The organism is Neobacillus solisequens (genome assembly GCF_051233465.1).
Classification (GTDB): Bacteria; Bacillota; Bacilli; order Bacillales; family Cytobacillaceae; genus Neobacillus.
In genome coordinates, this window is sequence record NZ_JBKFGJ010000018.1 from 141,210 (window position 1) to 164,579 (window position 23,370).

At 38.2% G+C, this 23,370-nt stretch carries 23 protein-coding genes and 2 riboswitches; of the genes, 9 read left to right on the top strand and 14 right to left on the bottom strand.

Features of this window, described 5'->3' with window-relative positions; translation table 11 throughout:
* Positions 1 to 35: 35 nt before the first annotated feature.
* Together ACI3K6_RS17310 and ACI3K6_RS17315 are read right to left on the bottom strand one after the other, a co-directional pair.
* Positions 36 to 1,397 carry a PFL family protein gene (locus ACI3K6_RS17310; protein ID WP_435555820.1) on the bottom strand — a complete coding sequence of 454 codons (1,362 nt, stop codon included), beginning with the start codon at positions 1,395 to 1,397 and terminating at the stop codon, positions 36 to 38.
* A gap of 17 nt (positions 1,398 to 1,414) precedes the next feature.
* Positions 1,415 to 1,690 carry an ACT domain-containing protein gene (locus ACI3K6_RS17315; RefSeq protein WP_435555821.1) on the bottom strand — a complete coding sequence of 92 codons (276 nt, stop codon included), beginning with the start codon at positions 1,688 to 1,690 and terminating at the stop codon, positions 1,415 to 1,417.
* 83 nt (positions 1,691 to 1,773) lie between these two features.
* A riboswitch (glycine riboswitch) is annotated at positions 1,774 to 1,855 on the bottom strand.
* A gap of 195 nt (positions 1,856 to 2,050) precedes the next feature.
* Here ACI3K6_RS17315 and ACI3K6_RS17320 point away from each other — a divergent pair.
* The 3 genes from ACI3K6_RS17320 (at position 2,051) to ACI3K6_RS17330 (ending at position 4,719) form a co-directional block, all read left to right on the top strand.
* Positions 2,051 to 3,553 carry an aminotransferase class V-fold PLP-dependent enzyme gene (locus tag ACI3K6_RS17320; RefSeq protein WP_435555822.1) on the top strand — a complete coding sequence of 501 codons (1,503 nt, stop codon included), beginning with the start codon at positions 2,051 to 2,053 and terminating at the stop codon, positions 3,551 to 3,553.
* 139 nt (positions 3,554 to 3,692) lie between these two features.
* Positions 3,693 to 4,124 carry an Hsp20/alpha crystallin family protein gene (locus ACI3K6_RS17325; RefSeq protein ID WP_435555823.1) on the top strand — a complete coding sequence of 144 codons (432 nt, stop codon included), beginning with the start codon at positions 3,693 to 3,695 and terminating at the stop codon, positions 4,122 to 4,124.
* A gap of 79 nt (positions 4,125 to 4,203) precedes the next feature.
* The gene (locus tag ACI3K6_RS17330; protein ID WP_435555824.1) at positions 4,204 to 4,719 is read left to right on the top strand and encodes a L,D-transpeptidase family protein; all 516 of its coding nucleotides are present in this window, start codon (positions 4,204 to 4,206) and stop codon (positions 4,717 to 4,719) included.
* 606 nt (positions 4,720 to 5,325) lie between these two features.
* Here the strand turns inward: ACI3K6_RS17330 and ACI3K6_RS17335 are convergent.
* Positions 5,326 to 5,664, bottom strand: coding sequence for a winged helix-turn-helix transcriptional regulator (locus ACI3K6_RS17335; RefSeq protein ID WP_435555825.1), 339 nt, complete (start codon positions 5,662 to 5,664; stop codon positions 5,326 to 5,328).
* A gap of 222 nt (positions 5,665 to 5,886) precedes the next feature.
* On the opposite strand from ACI3K6_RS17335, the gene ACI3K6_RS17340 reads away from it, so the two are divergent.
* Both ACI3K6_RS17340 and ACI3K6_RS17345 read left to right on the top strand, forming a co-directional pair.
* On the top strand, positions 5,887 to 6,438 hold the full coding sequence (locus ACI3K6_RS17340; RefSeq protein WP_435555826.1) for an NAD(P)H-dependent oxidoreductase: 552 nt from the start codon (positions 5,887 to 5,889) through the stop codon (positions 6,436 to 6,438).
* A gap of 31 nt (positions 6,439 to 6,469) precedes the next feature.
* On the top strand, positions 6,470 to 7,183 hold the full coding sequence (locus tag ACI3K6_RS17345) for an SDR family oxidoreductase (RefSeq protein WP_435555827.1): 714 nt from the start codon (positions 6,470 to 6,472) through the stop codon (positions 7,181 to 7,183).
* A gap of 471 nt (positions 7,184 to 7,654) precedes the next feature.
* Here the strand turns inward: ACI3K6_RS17345 and ACI3K6_RS17350 are convergent, their stop codons facing one another.
* The gene (locus tag ACI3K6_RS17350) at positions 7,655 to 10,054 is read right to left on the bottom strand and encodes an immune inhibitor A domain-containing protein (RefSeq protein ID WP_435555828.1); all 2,400 of its coding nucleotides are present in this window, start codon (positions 10,052 to 10,054) and stop codon (positions 7,655 to 7,657) included.
* Positions 10,055 to 10,344: 290 nt separating this feature from the next.
* On the bottom strand, positions 10,345 to 10,875 hold the full coding sequence (locus tag ACI3K6_RS17355; protein ID WP_435555829.1) for a YceI family protein: 531 nt from the start codon (positions 10,873 to 10,875) through the stop codon (positions 10,345 to 10,347).
* Positions 10,876 to 11,231: 356 nt separating this feature from the next.
* On the opposite strand from ACI3K6_RS17355, the gene helD reads away from it, so the two are divergent.
* Positions 11,232 to 13,556, top strand: coding sequence for an RNA polymerase recycling motor HelD (helD, locus tag ACI3K6_RS17360; protein ID WP_435555830.1), 2,325 nt, complete (start codon positions 11,232 to 11,234; stop codon positions 13,554 to 13,556).
* A gap of 56 nt (positions 13,557 to 13,612) precedes the next feature.
* Here helD and ACI3K6_RS17365 read toward each other — a convergent pair whose 3' ends face one another.
* Both ACI3K6_RS17365 and ACI3K6_RS17370 read right to left on the bottom strand, forming a co-directional pair.
* Positions 13,613 to 13,747: a BA3454 family stress response protein gene (locus tag ACI3K6_RS17365; protein WP_335475175.1), complete on the bottom strand. Its 135-nt coding sequence runs from the start codon at positions 13,745 to 13,747 to the stop codon at positions 13,613 to 13,615.
* 222 nt (positions 13,748 to 13,969) lie between these two features.
* On the bottom strand, positions 13,970 to 14,200 hold the full coding sequence (locus ACI3K6_RS17370) for a hypothetical protein (RefSeq protein ID WP_335475177.1): 231 nt from the start codon (positions 14,198 to 14,200) through the stop codon (positions 13,970 to 13,972).
* Between the two features lie 326 nt (positions 14,201 to 14,526).
* On the opposite strand from ACI3K6_RS17370, the gene asnS reads away from it, so the two are divergent.
* Positions 14,527 to 15,918 carry an asparagine--tRNA ligase gene (asnS, locus tag ACI3K6_RS17375; RefSeq protein WP_435555831.1) on the top strand — a complete coding sequence of 464 codons (1,392 nt, stop codon included), beginning with the start codon at positions 14,527 to 14,529 and terminating at the stop codon, positions 15,916 to 15,918.
* Between the two features lie 94 nt (positions 15,919 to 16,012).
* On the opposite strand, the gene ACI3K6_RS17380 is transcribed toward asnS, so the two are convergent.
* Positions 16,013 to 17,506 (bottom strand): amino acid permease, encoded by a 1,494-nt coding sequence (locus tag ACI3K6_RS17380; RefSeq protein WP_435555832.1) that lies wholly within the window; start codon positions 17,504 to 17,506, stop codon positions 16,013 to 16,015.
* Positions 17,507 to 17,687: 181 nt separating this feature from the next.
* Positions 17,688 to 17,879: riboswitch (Lysine riboswitch) on the bottom strand.
* A gap of 183 nt (positions 17,880 to 18,062) precedes the next feature.
* Here ACI3K6_RS17380 and ACI3K6_RS17385 point away from each other — a divergent pair.
* Positions 18,063 to 18,878: a YitT family protein gene (locus tag ACI3K6_RS17385; protein ID WP_435555833.1), complete on the top strand. Its 816-nt coding sequence runs from the start codon at positions 18,063 to 18,065 to the stop codon at positions 18,876 to 18,878.
* 34 nt (positions 18,879 to 18,912) lie between these two features.
* Here the strand turns inward: ACI3K6_RS17385 and ACI3K6_RS17390 are convergent, their stop codons facing one another.
* Positions 18,913 to 19,266: a winged helix-turn-helix transcriptional regulator gene (locus ACI3K6_RS17390; protein WP_435555834.1), complete on the bottom strand. Its 354-nt coding sequence runs from the start codon at positions 19,264 to 19,266 to the stop codon at positions 18,913 to 18,915.
* Positions 19,267 to 19,396: 130 nt separating this feature from the next.
* On the opposite strand from ACI3K6_RS17390, the gene ACI3K6_RS17395 reads away from it, so the two are divergent.
* Positions 19,397 to 20,029 (top strand): nitroreductase family protein, encoded by a 633-nt coding sequence (locus ACI3K6_RS17395; protein ID WP_335475187.1) that lies wholly within the window; start codon positions 19,397 to 19,399, stop codon positions 20,027 to 20,029.
* Between the two features lie 41 nt (positions 20,030 to 20,070).
* On the opposite strand, the gene ACI3K6_RS17400 is transcribed toward ACI3K6_RS17395, so the two are convergent.
* The 5 genes from ACI3K6_RS17400 to ACI3K6_RS17420 form a co-directional block, all read right to left on the bottom strand.
* Positions 20,071 to 20,685, bottom strand: coding sequence for a PH domain-containing protein (locus ACI3K6_RS17400; protein WP_335475189.1), 615 nt, complete (start codon positions 20,683 to 20,685; stop codon positions 20,071 to 20,073).
* Positions 20,686 to 20,814: 129 nt separating this feature from the next.
* Complete coding sequence (locus tag ACI3K6_RS17405) at positions 20,815 to 21,783, bottom strand: DMT family transporter (RefSeq protein ID WP_435555835.1); 969 nt, start codon at positions 21,781 to 21,783, stop codon at positions 20,815 to 20,817.
* Between the two features lie 100 nt (positions 21,784 to 21,883).
* A complete protein-coding gene (locus ACI3K6_RS17410) occupies positions 21,884 to 22,744 on the bottom strand; it encodes a DUF421 domain-containing protein (protein WP_435555836.1) in 861 nt (286 codons plus the stop codon).
* 18 nt (positions 22,745 to 22,762) lie between these two features.
* A complete protein-coding gene (locus tag ACI3K6_RS17415) occupies positions 22,763 to 22,969 on the bottom strand; it encodes a DUF1657 domain-containing protein (RefSeq protein WP_335475195.1) in 207 nt (68 codons plus the stop codon).
* Between the two features lie 67 nt (positions 22,970 to 23,036).
* Positions 23,037 to 23,240 (bottom strand): DUF1657 domain-containing protein, encoded by a 204-nt coding sequence (locus ACI3K6_RS17420; protein WP_335475197.1) that lies wholly within the window; start codon positions 23,238 to 23,240, stop codon positions 23,037 to 23,039.
* Positions 23,241 to 23,370: the final 130 nt, after the last annotated feature.

The following is a 23,370-nucleotide window of genomic DNA, read 5'->3' on the forward strand; positions in this document are numbered from 1 at the left end:
CCTGTGCCATTATTGAAGGGGCACAGGTTCTTTTCTTAGTTGATCAAGGCTTGAAGAGGTGCTGGAATTCTCCCGCCTCGGGAAATCATTTTTTGGGAGCTAAAAGTGTTGACACCCAAAACCGGGGCACGTCCAAGGAGACCTCCGAATTCCACCATTTCCCCTTCTTTTTTTCCGGGAACTGGTATGACCCTTACAGCAGTGGTTTTCTTATTAATCATACCAATTGCAGCTTCATCAGCAATTATAGCGGATAGAGTGGCAGGGGAAGCATCTCCTGTTAATGCGATCATGTCTAGACCGACTGAACACACACAAGTCATTGCTTCAAGTTTCGACAGTGTCAAGGCTCCTTCGGTAATTCCTCGAATCATCCCATTATCTTCACTGACAGGAATAAATGCCCCGCTTAAACCGCCGACATAAGAACTGGCCATGGCTCCACCTTTTTTTACAGCATCATTCATTAGTGCTAAGGCGGCAATGGTTCCATGGGTACCGACCCGTTCCAATCCAATTTCTTCGAGAATCTCAGCAACACTATCGTTGACCGCATTTGTAGGGGCCAATGACAAATCCATAATACCAAATGGGATGCCAAGGCGCTCAGCAACTACACGGCCAATTAACTCACCAGCACGGGTTATCTTAAAGACCGTTTTTTTAATAATATCGGATACTTCACCTAAATCTGCATCGGGATAACGTTTTAGAGCATTCAATACTACACCAGGACCACTGACACCAACATTGATCACCGCTTCACCCTCACCAGCTCCATGAAACGCTCCTGCCATAAATGGATTATCTTCAACCGGATTACTGAAGACTACAAGCTTGGCGCAGGCAATTCCATTTTGATCCGCTGTTAGTTCAGCTGCTTCTTTGATGATGAACCCCAATTCTCTGACAGCATCCATATTAATCCCGGTTCTTGTAGTGGCAACTGAAACGGAAGAGCATACTCTCTCTGTAACACTAAGAGCCCTCGGCAATGCTTGAAGCAAAGTATGATCGCCTTTTGATTGTCCTTTATGAACAAGGGCCGAGAACCCGCCAATAAAATCTACACCCAATTGTTTAGCAGCTTTATCCAATGTTTTAGCAAGCTCTACGGTTTGATCTACAGTTGCGTTACCAAGAATTTCGGCAATCGGGGTGATGGAAATTCGTTTATTGATAATGGGAATCCCAAATTCTTTTTCCACTTCTACCGCAACACTTTTAAGATTCTTAGCGTATGTGGTGATTTTCTCATACACTTGCAAATTCATTTTTTCAAAATCGGAATCTGCACAATCTCGTAAACTAATCCCCATTGTAACAGTCCGAATATCTAGGTTTTCCATTTGCACCATTCGAATGGTTTGCAAAATCTCATCCATTGCAATTGACATCCTACGATCGCTCCTCATTAAATTCTGTGCATTGCTTGGAATATTTCCTCTAATTGAAGGTGGATTTTTAAGCCCATGTCTTCACCAATTAAAGCTAATTCGTCCCGCACTTTATTTAAATTGTCATTCCCTGAAACATCAATGATCATCATCATTGTAAAAAAATCCTGTAAAATGGTTTGACTGATGTCAAGAATGTTCATATTGTTTTCTGCTAATACGGTTGTGACACGCGAGATGATCCCAACCTTGTCCATTCCAATTACACTTACTACTGCTCTTCGTAGTTCCATTTTTTCACCTCATAAAATATAAATAAAAGAGATTGGATCAACTCCAATCTCAAGTAAGAAGAGTGCGCAAGTGGTTATGCACAACATTCTCTCCTGTCCTTTTGCCTGAGATTGTGAATCCTTCGGCGCCGTAAACTCTTTTACGATCTCTCCAGAAGCCTCTCCAGCTATAGTGTCACCCATAGCCTTCATCGACTGCTTTATTGAATTAAACAAATGTTAACAAATTAATAGGAATTCAGTCAATAAAAATATTTTAATATTTTCATAATTGTCACAATCTATCCTGCAAAACTGACCCATGGAAAAAGTCGATGCATATATTAATTGGAAAGATTTCCAGGTGAGGTGGAAATGGAAATGATAACAGCTAGTATCGGTGGTAAGACTTATCGTATTCCAGACGATTTGGAGACCTATTTCAAAACCTTCCGATCACATGTGATTGGAATGAATCAGGAGTATATTACTCCCTATGGCAAGAAAAAGATCATTTATGCAGATTGGACAGCCAGCGGAAGGCTGTATCGCCCTATCGAGCAGAAAATTTCCGAGGTTTTTGGACCATTTATGGCTAATACCCATACTGAATCGAATGTAACCAGCTTAATGATGACGGGTATGTATCAACAGGCAAAAAACATCATTAAAGATCATGTCAATGCCCATCCGACTGATGTCGTTTTATTTGATGGATTCGGAATGACTTCTGTTATGAATAAATTTCAGAGGATATTAGGATTTAAACTACATGAAAAATATAAAGATAAATGCACTGTACCTGTGACGGAAAGACCTATTGTCTTTATAACCCATATGGAACACCATTCTAATCAGACTTCATGGTGTGAGTCAATGGTGGATGTAGAAATGATTCAGGCAGATCAAAATGGGTTGGTTGATTTAAACCACTTGAAAAACTTATTAGAGCAATACCAAGACCGTACAATAAAAATTGGGTCTTTTACTGCCTGCTCGAATGTTACAGGTATTCAAACTCCCTATCATCAATTAGCCAAAATCATGCACCAACACGGTGGGGTATGCTTTATAGATTTTGCGGCATCAGCCCCCTATATCAACATAAATATGCACCCAAAAGACCCGCTGGAAAAATTGGATGCGATTGTTTTTTCACCACATAAATTTTTAGGAGGACCCGGGACGAGCGGTGTTTTGGTGTTTGACTCTAAATTATACGGAAATAAAGTTCCCGATCACCCTGGAGGTGGGACTGTTACATGGACAAATCCATGGGGCGAACATCATTATTATCCAAATATCGAAATTCGTGAGGATGGGGGAACTCCAGGGATTTTACAAGCAATACGAACTGCACTTTGCATTCAATTAAAAGAACAAATGGGCATCGAGAATATCGTAAAAAGGGAGAAACAACAAATATCCATACTGCTGCCTATGTTGAAAACAATCCCAGGACTTCACCTATTAGAAGAAAATCAGACGAAGCGCTTAGGAATCGTATCTTTTTATGTAGACAATATTCATTACAATTTAATCGTTCGTCTGTTAAATGACCGTTTCGGCTTCCAAGTCAGGGGAGGCTGTTCCTGTGCTGGGACATATGGTCATTACCTCTTCCATATCGATAAGAACAAGTCCAAACAAATTACCGATCAAATTGACCAGGGTGATTTTTCAACGAAACCGGGGTGGGTACGATTTTCACTGCATCCGATCATGACAAATGAGGAAATTCTACTGTTTGTTCAGGCTATTAAGGAAATAGTAGAAAATATCGAGGAATGGAAAAAAGATTATCGATATGATGCTAAAAGCAACGATTATTTTTATATCCATTTTAAAAGAGAAGACATGTCGCCACTTTTTCGAATGGAATAATGGAAATTATTACTGTCTTAATAGTAATTTTGATAATTATAGCGAAAATGATGAGAAAATGTAAAAAATTGACAGTTAATTAGTTGCGAGTTAAAATTAAATTGTAATAAATCATAGTAAAGTAAAGGAGGAATCATCAATGAACAGCTTATTTCCATTCAAAAAGGCCAAGGACGTAAGCACAGATATGTGGGATTCATTTACTGATTTCTTCAGCGATAATTTCTTTGCTCCAGTCCGAAGCGATACTCATTTATTCCGTACTGATATTAAAGACGCCGGAGACCATTATGTAATTGAGGCAGAACTGCCTGGATTTGACAAAGAGGATATTAAAGTAGAGTACGATCAACATTACCTGACTATTTCAGCACAGCGAGAATCACATGTAAAAGAGGATAAAGAAAATTTTATTCGTCAGGAAAGACATTACGGAGAATTTGTACGTCGGTTCTATGTGAAAGATATTAATGAGGAAACTGTTGAAGCTGTTTTTGAAAATGGAATACTCACACTAAATTGTCCAAAAGTAACTCCTAAAATGGAACAAAAACATATAGAAATTCACTAAAAATTTGGCCGCAATCAACTATTGATTGCGGTCAAATTTTTTGCATAAAGGACCGGACAGCTTTTGCAGGCATAAGCTAATGAAAAAAGGCGGGATCAACTTGATTCATACTGTAAAACCAGGTGAAACACTTGCCACAATCTCGGCGGATTATCGTGTTAGCCTGCGCCGGCTATATGCGGCAAATCCCGGACTAGGCCATGGCCATTTATTTGCAGGCCAAAAAATTCAAATTCCCGGAATCCCCGAACCGAATACCATTCCCTTTTCTATTCAAGTATCAGTTGGAAAAAGAAGACTGACTCTTTATAATAGCGGAAAGTTGGTTAAAATTTTTCCAATTGCCGTAGGAAAAATGCTCACTGGGACTCCGGTTGGCGAATTTGTCATCGTTAATCGTCAATACCACCCAGGGGGGCCATTTGGCGTATTATGGATGTCACTTTCGAAGCAGGGGTACGGTATCCATGGGACCAATGACCCGAGTTCAATAGGGAAAGCAGTATCCCATGGGTGCATCAGGATGTTTAATCGGGATGTCCTTCAGCTGGCAAATATGGTGTCTAATGGTACTAGGGTTATGATACAGCCTTGAAGATGATAGCCGAATTTAAACCCACCTGCAAAAAAACGTTACGAATTAGAGTTGAAAGGTCAAAACCCGAATTATTAGATGAGATTGCCACATAATTAGCAAAAGAATTAATTATAAGGTAACCAAAGTGTAAAAACAGGTCACTTGTAGGTAATAAGATACCTTTAAGTGACTTGTTTATTTTTTCATAGGCTGTGTTAAAGAACTGTGTTGATTTTTTACACTCTGTTGATTGTAGCGGAAGGTGCGAAGACTCCTCGAAAATGCTAACGCATTTCCTTCGTGCGAGTGCGAATTCTAGGAAGAAAATCAACGTCCTGTGGGAGTACGGTTCTGGAGAGACCCCGCAGGCGCAAGTGCCGAGGAGGCTCGCCGGAACACCCACGGAAAGCGAAGCACCTGGAGCGCAAATCAACAGCCCAGTTTAACAGAGCCTTTTCATAAACAAATTCTCCCTAAAGCCACGTTTTTAACTTGAACTTCCACATCCTCGAAATCTTAACATTCTTCTGTTAAAAATTACCGACCATGCTGACACGGCAGTTCCCTAAGATAGCGATCATAATGAATTCACTCAAATTTAAAGAATGAACATTATTAAATCTTTTATAAATTTAATCCAAATCTTTTTAATTCAATGAAAATACTTTCCAATCGTTTTCCTTTTTCCGTTAAAGTATATTCCACACGAGGGGGAACCTCTGGAAATACCTTTCTTATCAATATCCCATGATCTTCTAGTTCCTTGAGTCGGAGTGAAAGTGTTTTCGGGCTGATTCCATTCAGTGATTTCAATAGGTCGCTGAATCGCATCGTTCCTTCGATAAGGAGATCCCGAATAATTAAAAAGGTCCATTTAGTTCCGATTACATCAAGCGTTTTAGCAATGGGGCATTGCTCACCTGGTGTTCCTTTGGTTAGCAAGACCGGCTCAACCACACTCATCTGAAGCATCCTCCTTTATATTTTTTTAACTGATTTTCCTTATGATACCACAAAGGTATACTTTGAGAAACTTTATGAAATAAATATCACTACTTCCATAAATGAATTTACTGTATATATAATATCGATAAGCCAATTATTGATGGTAATAATGAGGAGGTGGTCAGAGTGGTACGAGAAATCAACATTTAAAGATTACAAAATAAAGGAGCTGGAAAAGGGATGAAAAAAATACTTATTATTAACGGTCATCAGAAATATGAATCATCAGAAGGATATTTGAATCACACATTGATGGATAAGATGGTCAATGTGTTAAGTAAAAGGAACAAAATAAAAACAACAATTATTCAAGAGGGATATAAAATCGAAGAAGAACAACAAAAATTTTTATGGGCTGATATTGTCATTTACCAGACCCCTATTTATTGGTTTAGTGTACCTGGAATATTGAAGACGTATATGGATGAAGTTTTTGCCTATGGCTTATTTTTTAAGGGCGCTGATCAGTATGGAAAGGGCGGGTTATTAACTGAAAAGAAATATATGTTTTCAACTACCTGGAATGCTCCTGAAAAAGCATTTAACGATCCAACCCAATTTTTTGAAGGGAACAGCCTTGAAGATGCATTGAGTCATTTACATCGAGTCCATAAATTCCTCGGTATGAATCCCTTAAAGAGTTTTACTTGTTATGATGTAATCAAAAATCCGAAAATTGAAAAGTTTGTAACCGAACTTGATATACATTTAAATGAGGTATTGAATATTTAATCTATTAAGTAACCCATAGGGAGGTAAAAATATGTTACGAGGCCAAAAAGTTGTCATTATCGGTGGAAGTTCTGGGATTGGACTGGAATCAGCTAAGCAGATAATTGCCCAAGGGGCAGAAGTAATCATTGCTAGCCGATCCGAAGATAAATTACGGAATGCTAAAGAGCAACTGGGAGTTAGCGCTACCACTTTTACTCTGGATATAACACAAGAACAGCAGGTTCAGTCTTTCTTTGATAAGGTAGGCCAGTTTGATCATCTTGTGGTGAGCGCAGCAGAAACATTCGGAGGACCATTCCTCCAAACAGATACAACCCAAGCCCGACAACTGTTTGAAAATAAATTTTGGGGACAGTATTATGCGGCGAAATATGGTGCTCCTAAAATTACACCAAATGGATCAATCACCTTATTCTCTGGGGTTGTAGCCTACAAGTCTATGAATGGTTCATCGATACTAGGTGCAGTCAATGCTGCCGTTTCGAATCTAGGCAAGACTTTGGCTTTAGAGCTTGCTCCGCTTCGAGTTAACATCGTTTCACCAGGAATAATTGATACACCTTCCAGAAGCAATATGCTAGAAGAAACTCGTAATCATTTCTATGCTTCGGTAGCAAACAAACTTCCTGTGAAACGGATAGGAAGAACTGAAGATGTAGCAAAAAGTGTACTATACTTGATACAAAATAGTTTCGTAACTGGAACGGTTCTACATGTAGAAGGCGGTCATATCTTGGCCTAAGTAAACGATAAATTGTAAGTTAAGCTGAGAGTGTAAAGATTTTTTTTGAAAGGTTTAAAGAAGAAATAGATAAAACTGCCGGTATCTATTGAGAAATACCGCAAGATACGGACAACTTTTCACAAATAAACAACAACACAGTAGAAAAAATCCATATACCATATAAAAATATTATTGTTTTATTGTTCACTTTTACAAAAAAAAGACACCCAATTGTTATCAAAGGTCCTAATTCGCCTGTTAACCACAGAAATATGGGCGAAAATCCCACTGTATATAAGGACAGTCTTTGATAAATTGGGTGTCTATTAATATACCATGTACCAGAAGAAGGATTACTAATAGTAACAATAAAGCAATTTTAGGTTTTATTGGATACTTTTCTTCTGAAGCATAGGCATTGTATGGTAGAAAATCACTAAGCTATACATTTAATAATTCTTTGTTTAATTGGTAAGGAGTATAACTAAATTACTTATAAATCACAATCGAACCAACAGATTTGTCTTTCGACTGACCATTTACACGAACCTTGAGTCCAAAGTTCTCAAGATTACGTCCGGCATCCGGCATAAAGGTATTGAGGTAGGATTTTGAATCATCAAATAGTGAAACAGCTGGCAGACTTGAAGAAGTTAAAGTTTGAAGGCCAGGATAATTGATATTTAATCCTGAAGTTGGATTCAAACCAAACGCAGCATCGGCGACATGGAAACGAGTGCTTGCTTCAGCAGTCGTGCCGGTCGCAAGATTCCATAGAAGATCACCGCCCAAGTGAGCATCAACAACGCCAAGGAAACCATCCCCAGGGTGTATACCTGTCCAGTTATCCGTAAAGCTGTCATCAACATACCAAACTACTAATCCACCATCATAGCTCATTAGGGATTCACCACGTTTAATATGGGCTAGTCCTTGGTCAACCCCTTTTTGATTACGCCATTCAAGCAGGTAATAGTGATCAGTTAACTTATTACCATCCATCTTAGTAAAGCCATTTAACGTAAAGGCAGAAGTCGTATTTTCAGCGCCATCATCCACTAATGTTTGACCGTCGGCAACGACCTTGATGTTATCAGCAAAGAAGCCGATGTAAGAGCTGCCCCAGTCAGTGGCATAGCGTAGACGCAGCTTGATTTTTTGGCCTTTGTACTCAGAAAGATCGAAAGACTGTGGCTGCCATCCTTTAGAGTTACCTGTGAATCCTGGCATGGAGTTAATAATAGTAGGATAGCCCTCATCAACAACATCCGAGCGTGTATGGGAATTTCCTAGAGATTTCCATGTGGCGCCATTATCAGTTGAAACCTGAACAAAAGCAAAATCCCATTGCTCTTCTATATCATACCAAGCGTCAAATGTTAATGTTGCTGCAGTTTTACCAGTTAAATCGACATCAGTTACCATATTGGTATCCATTTCATCCTGTTGTCCGCCCCAATATTCAAAACTACCAGTTGGTGTGTTTACTGGTGTTTTCTTTTGTGGCAGGTTGACGCGGATCGCCTGATTGTTTTGGCCAAGTGGTGAATTCGCTTGGTCAACGAGGAACTGAGTGCCTTTAGTTGATACATCATCCCATTCAACAACAGTAGGAGCTGTCCATTTTCCACCAAGAGTAGATTGGAAGTATTGTTTGGCAAATGGAGAAAATCCAGTTGGTTCGGCCCCAGGAATTTTACCTGCCCAAGAACCGCTAGCCATAATAGACCAGTAACCAATTGCTTCTCCTGTTCCAGAATACTGTGTATCGTATTCATCAGGAAGTCCTAGGTCATGGCCATATTCATGCGCGAATACACCAGTAGCACCATCTTCAGGCATTACCGTATAATCATAGAATCCTGGTAATCCTTCTCCCAGACCATCTGGATCATAGAATACAGCTGAACGATGTGACCAAATGGCATTATCACCGAGGGAACCGCCACCGGCTTCTTGGCCCATTCCAGAGTGGATGATTTGAAGGTGGTCAACAAGGCCATCCGGCTCCCAGAAGTTGCCGTCACCATCTAAATCATGTGGATCTTCTAAGTCGTAATCTTGAAGTGGAACTCCAGCCTCTTTAGCTGCAATAAGAGTATCTTTTATCAATTGTTTCGCTCCGCCAGGCGTCACATTATCATGACCACCAGTGGATTTGTCTGCACCATAGAAGGATGCAGTTCCTGGAACCTTTAACCAGCCATAGGCTTTACCTTCAATCGTATACGTACCGCCTGATTGTTCTTCATAAAATTGCTTTTGGGATACTTGGTCTTCGCCATTCGGTCCTTTAAATTCACCTTTGTTCCCGAAAATCATTTTTTCATAGTGCTCAGGTGTATAATCCTTATAATAGTTATCCGTTTCACCTGGCTTAATGTTATTATGAGGGAAATCGGAGTACTCGACCATTAAGGTTAATAGTTTCCCTTTTTTCTGAACGCCAGGGGATGGCCCTTCCTTTACAGAATCTGGATTCCCTTTTAATTGTCCATACTTATTACCTTTACCTTTTAGAAGGCCATTATTGAAATCCTTAAATTTATTCTGTTTTTCAGTTTCGGCCTTTTTCACTTTTACGGCAATAGGATCGGTTTCTGTAGATTTGGATTGTTTCCCCTTTAGGACAAGGTAATTATGTAAAGCTTTTTGTTTTTCTGCCTCGGTAGCATTTTTGGCAATCACACCGCGATTCACTAAGGATTGAAGCAACTTGTCCTCATTTACAATTGCTAGGTCTAGTGAACTATGAGACTGTGAAACGAAGCTTGGACTTTTCGACAGAACTTCACCCTTAGCTGTGTTCATATAGCTGCCAGGGAAGCCGCCGAATAAGGTTCCGGCAATTACAGCTGTGGTAAGACCAGTTTTTAATAGTTTTTTCAATAAAATTCCCCCTTAAAAGAATTCTGTTGCAAGTTATATAATATTTCGAAAATTGAAATATATCAACTTAAAATATTCCTATTTTTCTGACAAAAACACATACTTTCCTATACGGAAAGTCCTATTTTATCAATTTTTTTGCGCTTTATTAGGGGGAATTATCAATTATTGTTGAATAAAATAATGTCATAAAAAGTAACTATGTTATATGAAGATGTAGATAACGATTGGAAGAGGGACAATAAAAAGGCCAGGCAGCTTTTACTAAATGCCTGGCTTTTCAATCATGATTAAGCTTTTGCTGCTTGAATTTGCATGTTGATTTTTACTTTGTCGCCGACTAAAACTCCACCTGTTTCTAAGGCGGCATTCCAAACTAAACCGTAATCAGAGCGGTTAATAGAACCCATTGCACTGAAACCTACTTTTTCATTTCCCCAAGGGTCTTTTCCTTGACCTTCAAAAGTAACAGCAAAAGTTTCTTGCTTTGTTATGCCGCGAAGGGTAAGGTCACCCGTTACGTTATATTCACCATCATCCGTTTTTTCAATTTTAGATGCTTTAAACGTCAAATTTGGATGATTCTCTGAATCAAAGAAATCACCAGAAACTAGGTGAGCATCACGGTCCTTATTGCGTGTATCTACGCTTGCAGTTTCTACTGTGAAATCAATGTTAGCAGTAGTTAAATCAGTAGGATCCGCCTCAATGGTTGCATTAAAGCTATTGAAAGTTCCTTTTACGTTAGCGATCATCATATGGCGAACGGAAAAATCTACACTGCTGTGTACTGTATCAAGTGCCCATTTTGTATTTGTCATTTAAAATCTCTCCCTTTTGTTTTGAAATCATTTATCTCAAATTCAAAATAACTTACTTCGAGATAAATTATAGTAGATTGACCGAACTTTTGTCAATGGTTACTTATAAATTTTTTTCGAGATAATTAATATACTATAAGGGTATTAAAGTTTGAGGGGAAAATAAAAAAACGCCAATTAGGCGTTTGATGATGTAAGTAAAAGAAACTTGTAAGAAAAGAAGGAACATGTTAAAATGAATATTGGTATATAGGTGAATTCATAAATTTATTTAGTATATCCCTACTTTAATTTTAGCACAAGAGTATGCCGGTTGTCAACATCAACAACCAAATTTTTTTCTGGGGAGTGTTTTTATGAGTGACGTACAGAATAAGGATTGGCAATTGGAACAGGAACGGGTTGACTTGGTTGTAAAAGCGATTGATAACAAATCAAAAAAGCTAGATAAAAATGCTGGTACAGTCGGCTTGGATGTCCTTGAATTGCGTAAAACATTTTGGCAGGATGTTACCGTTAATATGGATGAACCTGATGATGTGATCGAAACGGCAGCAAGCATTAAGCAGCAGGCAGAATTACTTTCAGAACGTGAGAGAACGCATCATCAATTGGACCGGCAACTGAGGACGTTAGCAAGATTAAAATACTCCCCTTATTTTGGTCGGATTGATTTTTTGGAAGAAGGGGAAGCTGCGCCAGAACAAGTTTATTTGGGAATTTCCTCATTAATGGATGAACAAGAAGAAAACTTCTTGATATATGACTGGCGGGCGCCCATTTCTAGTCTGTATTATGATTATCCCCCAGGTCCCGCAAAATACCAAATTCCTGATGGTACGATTAATGGAGAAATGACACTAAAACGGCAATTTATTATTAGGTCCTCTGAAATAAAAGGCATGTTTGATACAGGTGTCACCATTGGGGATGAAATGCTTCAGGAGGTCCTGGGAAATAATGCCAGTAACCAGATGAAGAGTATTGTAGCAACCATTCAACGTGAACAAAATATGATCATTAGGAATGAACGCAGTAATTTACTGATTGTTCAAGGTGTCGCGGGCAGTGGCAAGACTTCTGCTGCGATGCAACGGGTTGCCTATCTATTATATCGTTACAGAGGAACATTAAAGTCGGAAAATATCCTGTTATTTTCTCCAAACCCTTTGTTTAACAGTTATGTGGCTACGGTTCTTCCTGAGTTGGGTGAGGAAAATATGCAGCAAACGACTTTTCAGGAATATTTACATCAACGTTTAGGGAGAGAATTTAACGTGGAGGATCCCTTTGCGCAAATGGAATATTTGTTAAAGGAACAAAATGAAGAGGCCAAGATGGTCAGGATTACAGGAATTCGATTCAAAGCCGGAGTTGCTTACATGGAAATGATTGATCAATATGCAGAAGAACTGGCAACTAAAGGAATGCGGTTTAAGAATCTGAACTTTAGAGGGGAAACATTAATTTCTGAAAGAGAAATTAGGAATTATTTTTACAATTTAGATCACCATCTTACTATTCCAAATAGGATTCAGCTTGTTCAGGAATGGCTGAGACGGGAATTGAAAAAATGGGTGAAACGGCAAATGTCCAGAGACTGGGTAGAAGAGGAGATACAGTTTTTAGAGAAAGAAGATTATTTAGAAGCATTTAAGAAACTTCAAGCAAACAAACGATACTCGGAACATTCATTCGATGATTTTGAACAGGAACAAAAGTTTTTGGCGGAAAAGGTGGTAAAAGATCGATTTAAACCGTTGTTTGTTGCTGTAAAAGGATTAAAATTTATCGATATGTCGGAAATGTATATTCATTTTTTTGAACAGAATCATAAAGATTATAGGTTGCCAACTAATTGGGAAGAAATTCGTACGCAAACAGTGGAACAGCTTAAGTCACTAACAATTCCTTATGAGGATGCTACACCCTATGTTTATCTTCAACATCTCATTGAGGGACGGAAAACCAATACGGGAGTTCGTCATATTTTCATTGATGAGGCACAGGACTATACGCCAATTCAATTTGCCTTTATTCAAAAGTTATTCCCTTACAGTAAAATAACGCTATTGGGAGATTTTAATCAAGCAATCTATTCTGGTGCTACGGGATCCCAAACAGTACTTACGGATCTTGCTATCGAAGAAAAAGAAGCAGAGACCGTTATTTTGACAAAAACCTACCGTTCTACGAAGGAGATTGTAGAATTCTCCAAAGGGATCATTGAAGGCGGAGAGCAGATTGAGCCATTTAATCGGTTAGGGAGAAAACCATTAGTCACTTTTAGTAATCCTGACTTGATAAACAACCACACACTTCATAAAATTCATGATTTGCATCAAGAGGGATATAAGACCATTGCCATTATTTGCAGGACTGCTGAAGAAAGTAAGCAGGCGTATGAAACCCTAAAAGGGAAGGTCTCCATTCATTTGATTGAAAAGGGAACTCTTTCCTACGAGCAAGGGGTATTAGTCATCCCATCCTATTTAGCGAAAGGTATTGAATTCGATGCAGTCATTGTATACGATATTTCGCAATATCGAAGTGAAGGGGAACGGAAGCTATTTTATACAGTTTGTACGAGGGCTATGCATGAATTGCATTTGTTTGCGACAAACGGAATGAGTCCTTTAATGGAGCGGGTTTCAAGGAATACCTATGAAATAGATAACTAAACTTAATAAAAGGCTGTTAGATTCACCTTGTGATCAAACAGCCTTTTTTCCTATATTTACTTCTTCCATTGCTTTTCTACCTGCTCATAAGCCAATCTCATTATTTCTTCATTTGAAGTCTCGCGATCAGTAATGACATTGGTTAAATACTTTCTACCTTCAAAATGAATGGTTACTTCTACTTGTACCATAATAAATCACCTATCTTTCAATTGTAATGGTTAAAACAGTGTTATCTGAAATTCTTGGGAGAGGGATACTCAAGTTAGTGCTTCTAAAAGGATACCTTTGGGTGCAAGAATTGTTTGGGAGTTATTAGGGTTTTTACATTATATCACAGTGATAATTTCATAAGGAAGAGGGATTTTTTGTAAGAAAATGTTGAAAAACTGGCCTCCAATTTTGGAAGCCAATTAGTTTTCGACTAACATAAATTGTTCTGCAAATTGCTGAACAAGGGACTTGTCCAATTTATTTTTTTTAAACAATGATTCTGCAAGGGTCACATTGGCTTGTAAAAGTCTATTTCTTTTTAAATCACGAATGGTTATATCGCCATTTAATAATTGAATGGCCTTTTCTTTGGTGTCGGCATTCACAGATGATTCATATAGAAGGTAGGCAATACAGGTTATTTTGTCCAACAAAATCACTCTCCTGGCTTTATGAATCGAACTTTTGTTTTATACACTATAACATTCGACCAATATTTGTTATATTCCTTCTGTTTTTTTAATAATTTACGAAAAATTCTAACTTTTTACAATGTTATTTTGGAAAAACTGTTGAATATTGCTTATTTATGATGGTTTTTATATAATATGATAGGGATATGAGACAGCGTTAAACAATAGGGGAGCCTTTCGTCCCATAGGGATGGGAGGCTTTTTATGTCATGAGCAGCATCAGCTTAGGAAGGAAACTCCCTTAGCGATGTGAAACCTTTACATAAGATTTAGGAGGAACAGAAATGAAACAAACCGTAATCAAAGATTTGTACAGAAATACGGAAAGTTATATTGATCAAAAAGTACAAATTTCTGGATGGATCCGTACCATTCGTGATTCCAAAACATTCGGATTCATTGAATTAAATGACGGAAGCTTTTTTAAGAGTGTCCAAATTGTATTTGATGATCAGTTAGACAATTATAAGGAAATTGCCAAACTTTCCATTAGTTCTTCAATTAAAGTGGAGGGGGACTTCATCCACACTCCTCAAGCTAAGCAGCCATTTGAAATTAAGGCGACTAGTATCTCCATTGAAGGGACTTCATCAGCGGAATATCCGTTGCAGAAAAAACGACATACCTTTGAATACTTACGCACAATTGCTCACTTAAGACCAAGAACCAATACCTTTGCTGCTGTATTCAGGGTTCGTTCTCTTGCTTCCTATGCCATTCATAAATTCTTCCAAGATAAAGGCTTTGTATATGTTCACTCGCCAATTATCACTGGAAGCGACACGGAAGGTGCAGGGGAAATGTTCCGAGTCACCACTCTTGATTTGGACAACCCACCGAAAAATGAGGAAGGAAAAACGGATGCAACGAAAGATTTCTTTGGCAATGAAACAAACCTAACTGTGAGCGGCCAACTTTCTGCAGAGGCATTCGCTTTGGCGTTCCGAAATGTTTATACCTTTGGACCAACTTTTAGAGCGGAAAATTCCAATACTGCTAGACATGCAGCGGAGTTCTGGATGATTGAACCGGAAGTGGCATTTGCAGAACTGCCAGACATCATGGACTTAGCAGAAGAAATGGTTAAGTACGTAATTGGCTATGTGTTAGAACAGGCTCCAGAAGAAATGGACTTCTTTAATAGCTTTGTTGAAAAGGGTTTATTAGACCGGTTAAATAATGCCCATACCTCCGACTTTGGACGAGTTACGTATTCAGAAGCCATTGAATTATTGAAAAAGTCAGGTGAGAATTTTGGTTACCCGGTAGAATGGGGATTAGATTTACAGACAGAACATGAACGCTACTTATGTGAAAAAGTGTTCCAAAAACCGGTCTTTGTAACAGATTATCCTAAAGAAATTAAAGCATTCTATATGCGATTAAATGAAGATAATAGAACAGTTGCTGCCACAGACTTACTGGTCCCTGGAATTGGCGAATTAATCGGCGGAAGCCAACGTGAGGAAAGGGAAGAGATTCTTGCCGGCAAAATTAAAGAACTCGGCATGACTGAAGAGGATTACTGGTGGTACCTTGAATTAAGAAAATACGGCGGGACAAAGCATTCAGGATACGGCTTAGGCTTCGAACGCCTGATTATGTATCTAACAGGAATGACCAATATTCGTGACGTCATTCCATTCCCAAGAACTCCAGGTAATGCAGAATTTTAATAAACCAGAGGTAAGACCAACCCGCTCTAGGTTGGTCTTTTTTGGCATTAAAAAATGGCTCCGGATCTCGGAGCCACTTGTCATTATTGTTGTTTTACATATCCACATCTGGTTCAACAGCTAAATCACACTGCTCTAACGGGATTAACTTGGATTTCTTGGTAAATTTATAGCCTAACCAAACAACCAAAAATAGAGGTAATCCAATATATGATACCATTACACCATTCCAATCGATATGATCACCCGTAAAAGCAGAATAGTTCTGACCAAGGACAACGAAGGCACATACTGCGAATGCGAAGAGCGGACCAAATGGGAATAACTTTGCTCTAAATGGTAACTCATTTAAATCTCTTCCTTGGGCCACATATGCTCTTCTAAAACGATAATGGCAAATCGCGATTCCAAGCCAAGCGATAAACCCTGACATCCCGGAAGCATTTAATAACCAGACATAAACTGTACCATCACCGAAAAATGAGGCAAGAAACGCTAATGTTCCTACTAAAGTTGTGGCAATTAATGCATTGATAGGAACACCATTTTTATTTAATTTTGCTAAAAATTTTGGAGCTTTTCCTTCGCGAGCCAAATCCCATAGCATTCTTGTAGATGCGTACATCCCTGAATTACCCGCGGATAATACGGCAGTTAAGATAACGGCATTCATAACAGATGCTGCAAATGCGATTCCTGCCTTTTGAAATACAAGGGTAAACGGGCTTACCGATACATCACCATTGGCCAAATTTTCGTTAGTATATGGAATAAGAAGACCGATGACCAAAATAGCTAATACATAGAATAATAAAATGCGCCAAAATACTGATTTAACGGCACGAGGAATGGCCTTTTTGGGATCATCCGTTTCACCAGCAGCAACCCCAAGAAGTTCAGTGCCTTGGAAGGAGAAACCTGCCGCCATAAATATACCAAGCATGGTCATAAAACCGCCGTGGAAGGGTGCATCACCAATCGTTAGATTCTTGAACCCTACTGCGTGGTCACCCAGGATTCCAAAAATCATTAAAGTACCGGCAATGATAAAAATGATGACTGTAACGACCTTAATTAATGAGAACCAATATTCTGCTTCGCCAAAGCCTTTAACAGAAAGATAATTTAACAAGAACATAATCACCAAAAAGATACTGCTCCACAATAAAGAAGGTGTATGTGGAAACCAGAATTTCATTATCATGGTTACAGCTGAAAGCTCAGCGGCAATTGTGATAGCCCAGTTATACCAGTAGTTCCACCCAAGTGCAAAACCTAATGATGGATCAACAAATTTTGTTGCATACGTGCTAAAGCTCCCAGCAACCGGCATATAAGCGCCCATTTCTGCCAAGCTCTGCATTAAAAAGTAAACCATGACACCTATTACGAGATATGAAAGAATTGCGCCACCAGGACCAGCACTATGAATGGCACCGCCACTGGCAAGAAATAGACCAGTACCAATGGTCCCACCTAATGAAATCATGGTAAGGTGACGTGATTTTAAGCTTCTTCTTAATTGCTCTGATTCATTGTTAGAAACCTGGACTTCTGAATAATCCCTGTTTTGTGCAGCAGATTGCATAAAAATAACTCCTTTAAAAATAGGCTATTCAGAAATAAATTCTGAATGCAATAGAGAACTGCGTCTCATGTTCCACCCAATTGGGTTTGCCATTTGGCGAGTTTCTTTAGAAGGAGTTTGGAATAGAAAAATGCCAACGAAGCAGATTCGATGGCATTATCATTACCCCGCATCATACCTTCCGAAAGATAGCTCAACACACTTAGCTGGTAAAACTAAAGTGTGACAGTTCTGTTCCTGTTTGGAGACAGCCCCAGCATGCTATAACAGAGATTAAAGCACACTTCGGCAGCTTTTCCTTTCAAACGGAGTCTCTAACGTCTCTTGCATTTCTTCCGTTTTACTAATAAAAACCGCGACCTCTACCCCATCGGTTTGATGAGGATTTATCTATAAAGTTAATATACTACTAAAGTATAAATATTATAGTGAAAATGTCAATAGAAAAAATTTCTTGGAATTGAATATTATTGGAAAAAATAAATAAATTTACAGACGATATAAAAATCGTTATTATTTGTAGAAAGAAATGATTAGCGGTGGGGGAAATTATATCATGAAATGGTTAGGATTAATTGTCGGCTCTCTTATTGTTGGGGTAGGGTTCAATCTCTTTTTAATTCCGCACCATATCTTGAGCGGTGGGTTAAGCGGGATCTCCATGATTTTTGGGATGATAACACCTGTAAACACAGGTCTGATTAATTTTCTATTAAATCTTCCCTTATTAATCCTGGGATATAAGATGCTCGGAAAAAAATTTATGGTTAATTCAGTACTATCAGTTATTATTATTTCACTAGCACTTTATCTGATCCCGGTAGTTCCTATTGCAAAAGATACCATATTATCTTCCATTTTTGGAGGAGCAGTAACCGGGCTAGGTGTAGGTTTAGTGTTCCGGTGTTCGGGTTCAACTGGTGGTTTCGATATTATCGGAATGATCGTTGCAAGAAAAATGGATTTTCCAATTGGTGTTTTACTTTCAGGAATGAATGCAGTGGTCATCATGATAAGTGGATTTTTATTTAATTGGGATTCAGCCCTGAATACACTCGTGTCCATTTATGTAACCGGAAAAGTAGTTGATGCCATCTACACGGATCATGCCAAGTTAACGATTATGATTATTACTGAAAAAGGGCAAGAACTGCGAGAGCATTTGTTGACCAATCTATATCGTGGTTTGACCATCATGGATGGCACAGGCGGGTATACCAATTCGAAACGGAACATATTGATAACGGTCATTTCCAGATACGAACTGAACGAAGTAAAACAATTAATCACGGAAATTGATACAACAGCTTTTGTTAATATCACTGAAACCATTGAGGTGATGGGACTATTTCATCGCCCCAACCTAAAATAATGAGGAGCTTGCACAATTTGTGCAGGCTTTTTTGTTACATTTTTTTGCGGATTTTCACCCATTTCATAAGTGCCTCGATCACTTCTTCCAATTGTTTACCTGCCTCTGTTAATTCGTACTCCACTTTTTTGGGAGATTGATTAATCATTTTCTTCACGATTAATCCTTCCTTTTCCAAATCACGTAACCGTTCGGTTAACAGCCTGTCGGAAATTCCGTGTATCTCGGAAATAATTTCATTATATCTTTTCGGTCCTCTTAGCAAAGTATAAATAATAATACCTGTCCATCGCTTGCCGATAAACTCAATAGAATTATGGAAATTTGTGCAGAAATGCGGAATTTCTTTCTTATTATCGTTATTTTGACAATTGTTTATTTCATTCATTTTAAAATACCTCATTTAGACTTTTCTATTAGTATCATAACACAAACTTTTCACTTGACGATACATACTTACTTTTAGTAAGCTAAATTCATACTTACTTTTAGTAAGCTAAAAGAATGGAGGAACAGTTATGAAAACAACTTTAACAAAAAGTTTATCAGAGGTAATGAAAGAACGTCATTCAATAAGAAAATATGATCCTAATTTTAAAATTCCACAAGAGGAAATAAAGGATATTTTAAAAGAAGCGACTACAGCACCATCATCCAGCAATCTTCAACCATGGCGATTTATTGTAATTGAGGATCAAGAAACAAAAAAAGAGTTAAGAGCCATTTCAAATAACCAGGAACAAGTAGAAACGGCATCAGCCGTTATAGCTGTACTCGGAGATAAAGAGATGTTCAAGAGTATTGAGCAAGTTTATCGCAGTGCACATGAAGCAGGGTTTATGGATGAAGCCAATATGAATCGTTTAATTCAAAGCGCCAATAGTACGTATCCATATGCACCAGAAGAGATTCGTAAACATATTGCAACATTCGATGCTGGCCTTATTTCCATGCAAATTATGTTGATTGCAAAGGATAGAGGCTATGATACAGTGCCAATGGGTGGATTTGACAAAGGTAAATTTGCAGAAAAATTTAATGTGTCTGATCGATATTTTCCAATTGTGTTAATTCCAATCGGCAAGGCAGCTGCATCTCCATTTAATACCACCAGATTACCATTGGATGATGTTTTAATCGAGTATATTTAAACATAAAAATAACCCCGGTTCATCCGGGGTTATCTAAAACTTTAATTATTGATATATTTTTCAAACACAAAACCGAAATCTTTTACACAATATTGTTTTTTACTGTTTTCGAGCCATTGAAACGCTGCTTGGTTTACTAATTGAAATTGCTCTACAAGGTTATTGTTTTGGCTGGAAACCCGGCCCAAGGTTGTAGAAGCAATATCGAGACTTTGTTTGGCAAATTGAAGTGAAATATCATTTTCATGGGTAATCTCGGAAATTTTGATCAGAGCTTTATATAAATCCTTCACTTCTTCGATATGTTTTTTATGAACATCAATGGAGAAAGATTGTGAGCCAATTTTAAATTTGATTTCAACGTCTAGGTCAACCGTACCCGCTGTTTCAAGATGGACATCCGCTATTTTGTTTTTCGCATAGCTATAACGGTAGAGCATTCTTTTTTTACTGGTAGCACTTGTTCCATCAAGATGAATCAATGCATTATTAGTAAAACAATATTCATCTGATTTGGATTTAATCAAAAAATAAATTTTTTCGTGATCCTCATGCATGACATAATCGTCTGCATCCACCTTATCATAGTCAGTAGGTTTAATCACTGTCCCAACATCGCTTAATCCTAATAAATCTGCTGCTACTTTACCAAACATTATTTTAGAACCTCACTTTGTATTAAACTTTCCATCAATATGTGTACGATCGAACGAGGTTTTGGTTTCAAAAATCTCCTATTTCGAACGACAAGTTACTTTATGCTTTGAAAAAAAGGGTTATGACTGTTAAGCGCTAATTTTGTTACCAGTCGGCTGTTCCTTTTTATGGGAAACATAACTATGGAGGATCATTCCAGCCATAACGATCAAAATTCCAAACCAAGAGACATGTGACGGAGGAGTAGAGTGCAGCAAGAGTAGTTCCCCAATTAAGGCAAATAACACCTCCATAGATTGAGTAGCTTCTACGGCAGCCAATTGCTGCATGTTTCCTCTAACCAGGTCAGTTGCCTGGAAAAAGAGCACAGTTGCAATGACACCAGAGGATACAGCGACAATCCCTGATTGAAGAGTCTGTCCAAGCTCCGGAAGTCCGACTGTAAAATAACCGTAAACTGAAAGAATAACCCAAAAGGGCATGCTGGCAAGGGTCATTCCCAATACACGCTGAAATACATCTAATCTTCCTTTACAAAGGTCCATCATTTTACGATTCCCTAATGGATAGGAGAATGATGCAATGACAACAGGTAAAACCCCCAATAATAATGTTCCTAAAGATAACTGATCTGCCTGTTGCAGCTGCATGAGAATAATACCAAGCAGTATAATAAGCGACATCGCCATACCCTTGAGAGGAATTTTCCCTTTTCTAAGAATGGTTTCATTTTCGGTGTTGATAACTTCATAAAAAAGAGGTGCTAATAAGGAACCAGAAATGATTGTCATTTGCCATGTAGCTGCAATCAACCAACCCGGTGCATAGGAAGCGGAGAAACATAGTGGAGCATAAAATAAACCGAAGCCAACCGTACTCCACATAACCCACAATAAGGGATGCTTTTTCATCTCAATAAATAATGGTTTAAGATTTTTCCTTCCCGAAACAATCAGGAATAGAAAGGGGACCATAAAAAAATATCTTAAAGTTGCACTCCAAATCCAACTGCCGCCGGCAAGGTCCATCGCTCTGTTAAGGACAAAGGTGAAAGCAAAAAAGAACGCGGCTAAAATCCCTAATAAGATGGGCCTCATGGTCATTCTCCTTTCATTTCGATACCCTAAATTATAGCAGAATTCTGAATTATGTGAATAAAAAAATCCTAATCGAACGAATCGATAAGGATTTAGTCTGCTATCCATTAAGAAAAGGTTTTAATTTATCAATTGATTCCTGTAATAAGGCTGCATTTTTCTTATACATGGCTTTCGATTTTTCACAATTGGTGGAAAGGCAGTAAAGCTCTAAATCAGCTTGAACTTTTTTTAATGAAGCCATCAACAATGGTCTTTGCTGCGGTTGAGGGACTTTTATTTTATCATCGTAAAGATCAACGGTTAATTCGCCATAGGAATTAAGTTCCCCAATGAAAACATTGTCTAAAGTAACCCCCATTTTTTCTAGTTCTGCATATAACCATCCTCTGCTTTTCCCGGTCCATCTTAATGCCTCATCCACAATACTTCCGTCCATAATAATCGTTTGTGGAGATTCTTCATTGGGAAGCTTCAATCCAATATCTTTGGGTGTTAATGGCTGATAATCCTTTTTAAGCATTGCACTTAAATTTCCCCTTGGTTCTAAGACAGCATATTCAACATCGGCAATTCGAAAAATACTTTTTTGCCTCAAGAGGGCTGAAATTTCATCAATCGTATACTTTTCTTTTTTGAGGTTATCTTCAAGAATTTTTCCATCCTTAATGACAACCGTACCTCTGCCTTCCGCAAAATCTCGGAATTTTTTAGAATGGATGGATATGTAATTTACTAAAAATGTGACTAGCCCAAACATGAAAATGGCTATTGCTCCGTGATAGGCGTTGCTTTCTAGACCAGTAACCACTTCTCCGGCAATACTTCCAATTGTGATCCCTGCTACATATTCAAAAAAAGATAACTCGGAGATTTGCTTTTTACCGAGAATTTTTGTTGTTACAAACAAGAGAAGTAAGAAAATAAGGGATCGAGATATGATAAAAACCCATCCTGGCATCTATGTTCACCTCAACATTTACGATCCTTGGTATTGCGGTTCTTGACGTTCCAATTCATATACCCGGTATTGCAGGTCTTTTTTAATGTTCCCAACCGTTAACATCGTTTCATGAAAAACAGTTTTCGCCTCATCTTCTAAAGAATTTAAGGCAAGCATCGATAATTGCGCTTCAATACTTTTTATAGTGGCAAGCGTTTGTTTTACATTAGAAGCTACAGTCATGGGCTCCTCCCTATAAGGTCAATGTACAGCAAAAAGGGGTTGGCGAAAAATGCCAACCTATCCTTACTTATTGGTTATATTGTGGTTCTTCACTCGTGATTTCTTGAAGTCGAGGTTCAATTCCATCAATAATCGTTTGGGTTTGTTGGGCTGCATTTTGATATAACTGTTTTGCATTTTTATTTTCTGTTTGTAAGGCAAAAGTTTCAAAAGCAGCTTGTGCACTTTTAAGTCCTGCTAAAGTTTGTTTAACCTGAGTTCCTACAGTCATTTAAAAACCTTCTTTCGTATAATTAGTGGTACAAAAATAGTATGCGAAGCAATTTTTTTGTTATGTATCATAACTATTTATTAATAATGGAATGTTTCGCCATTTGACATGCATATAAATGAAGAAGAGA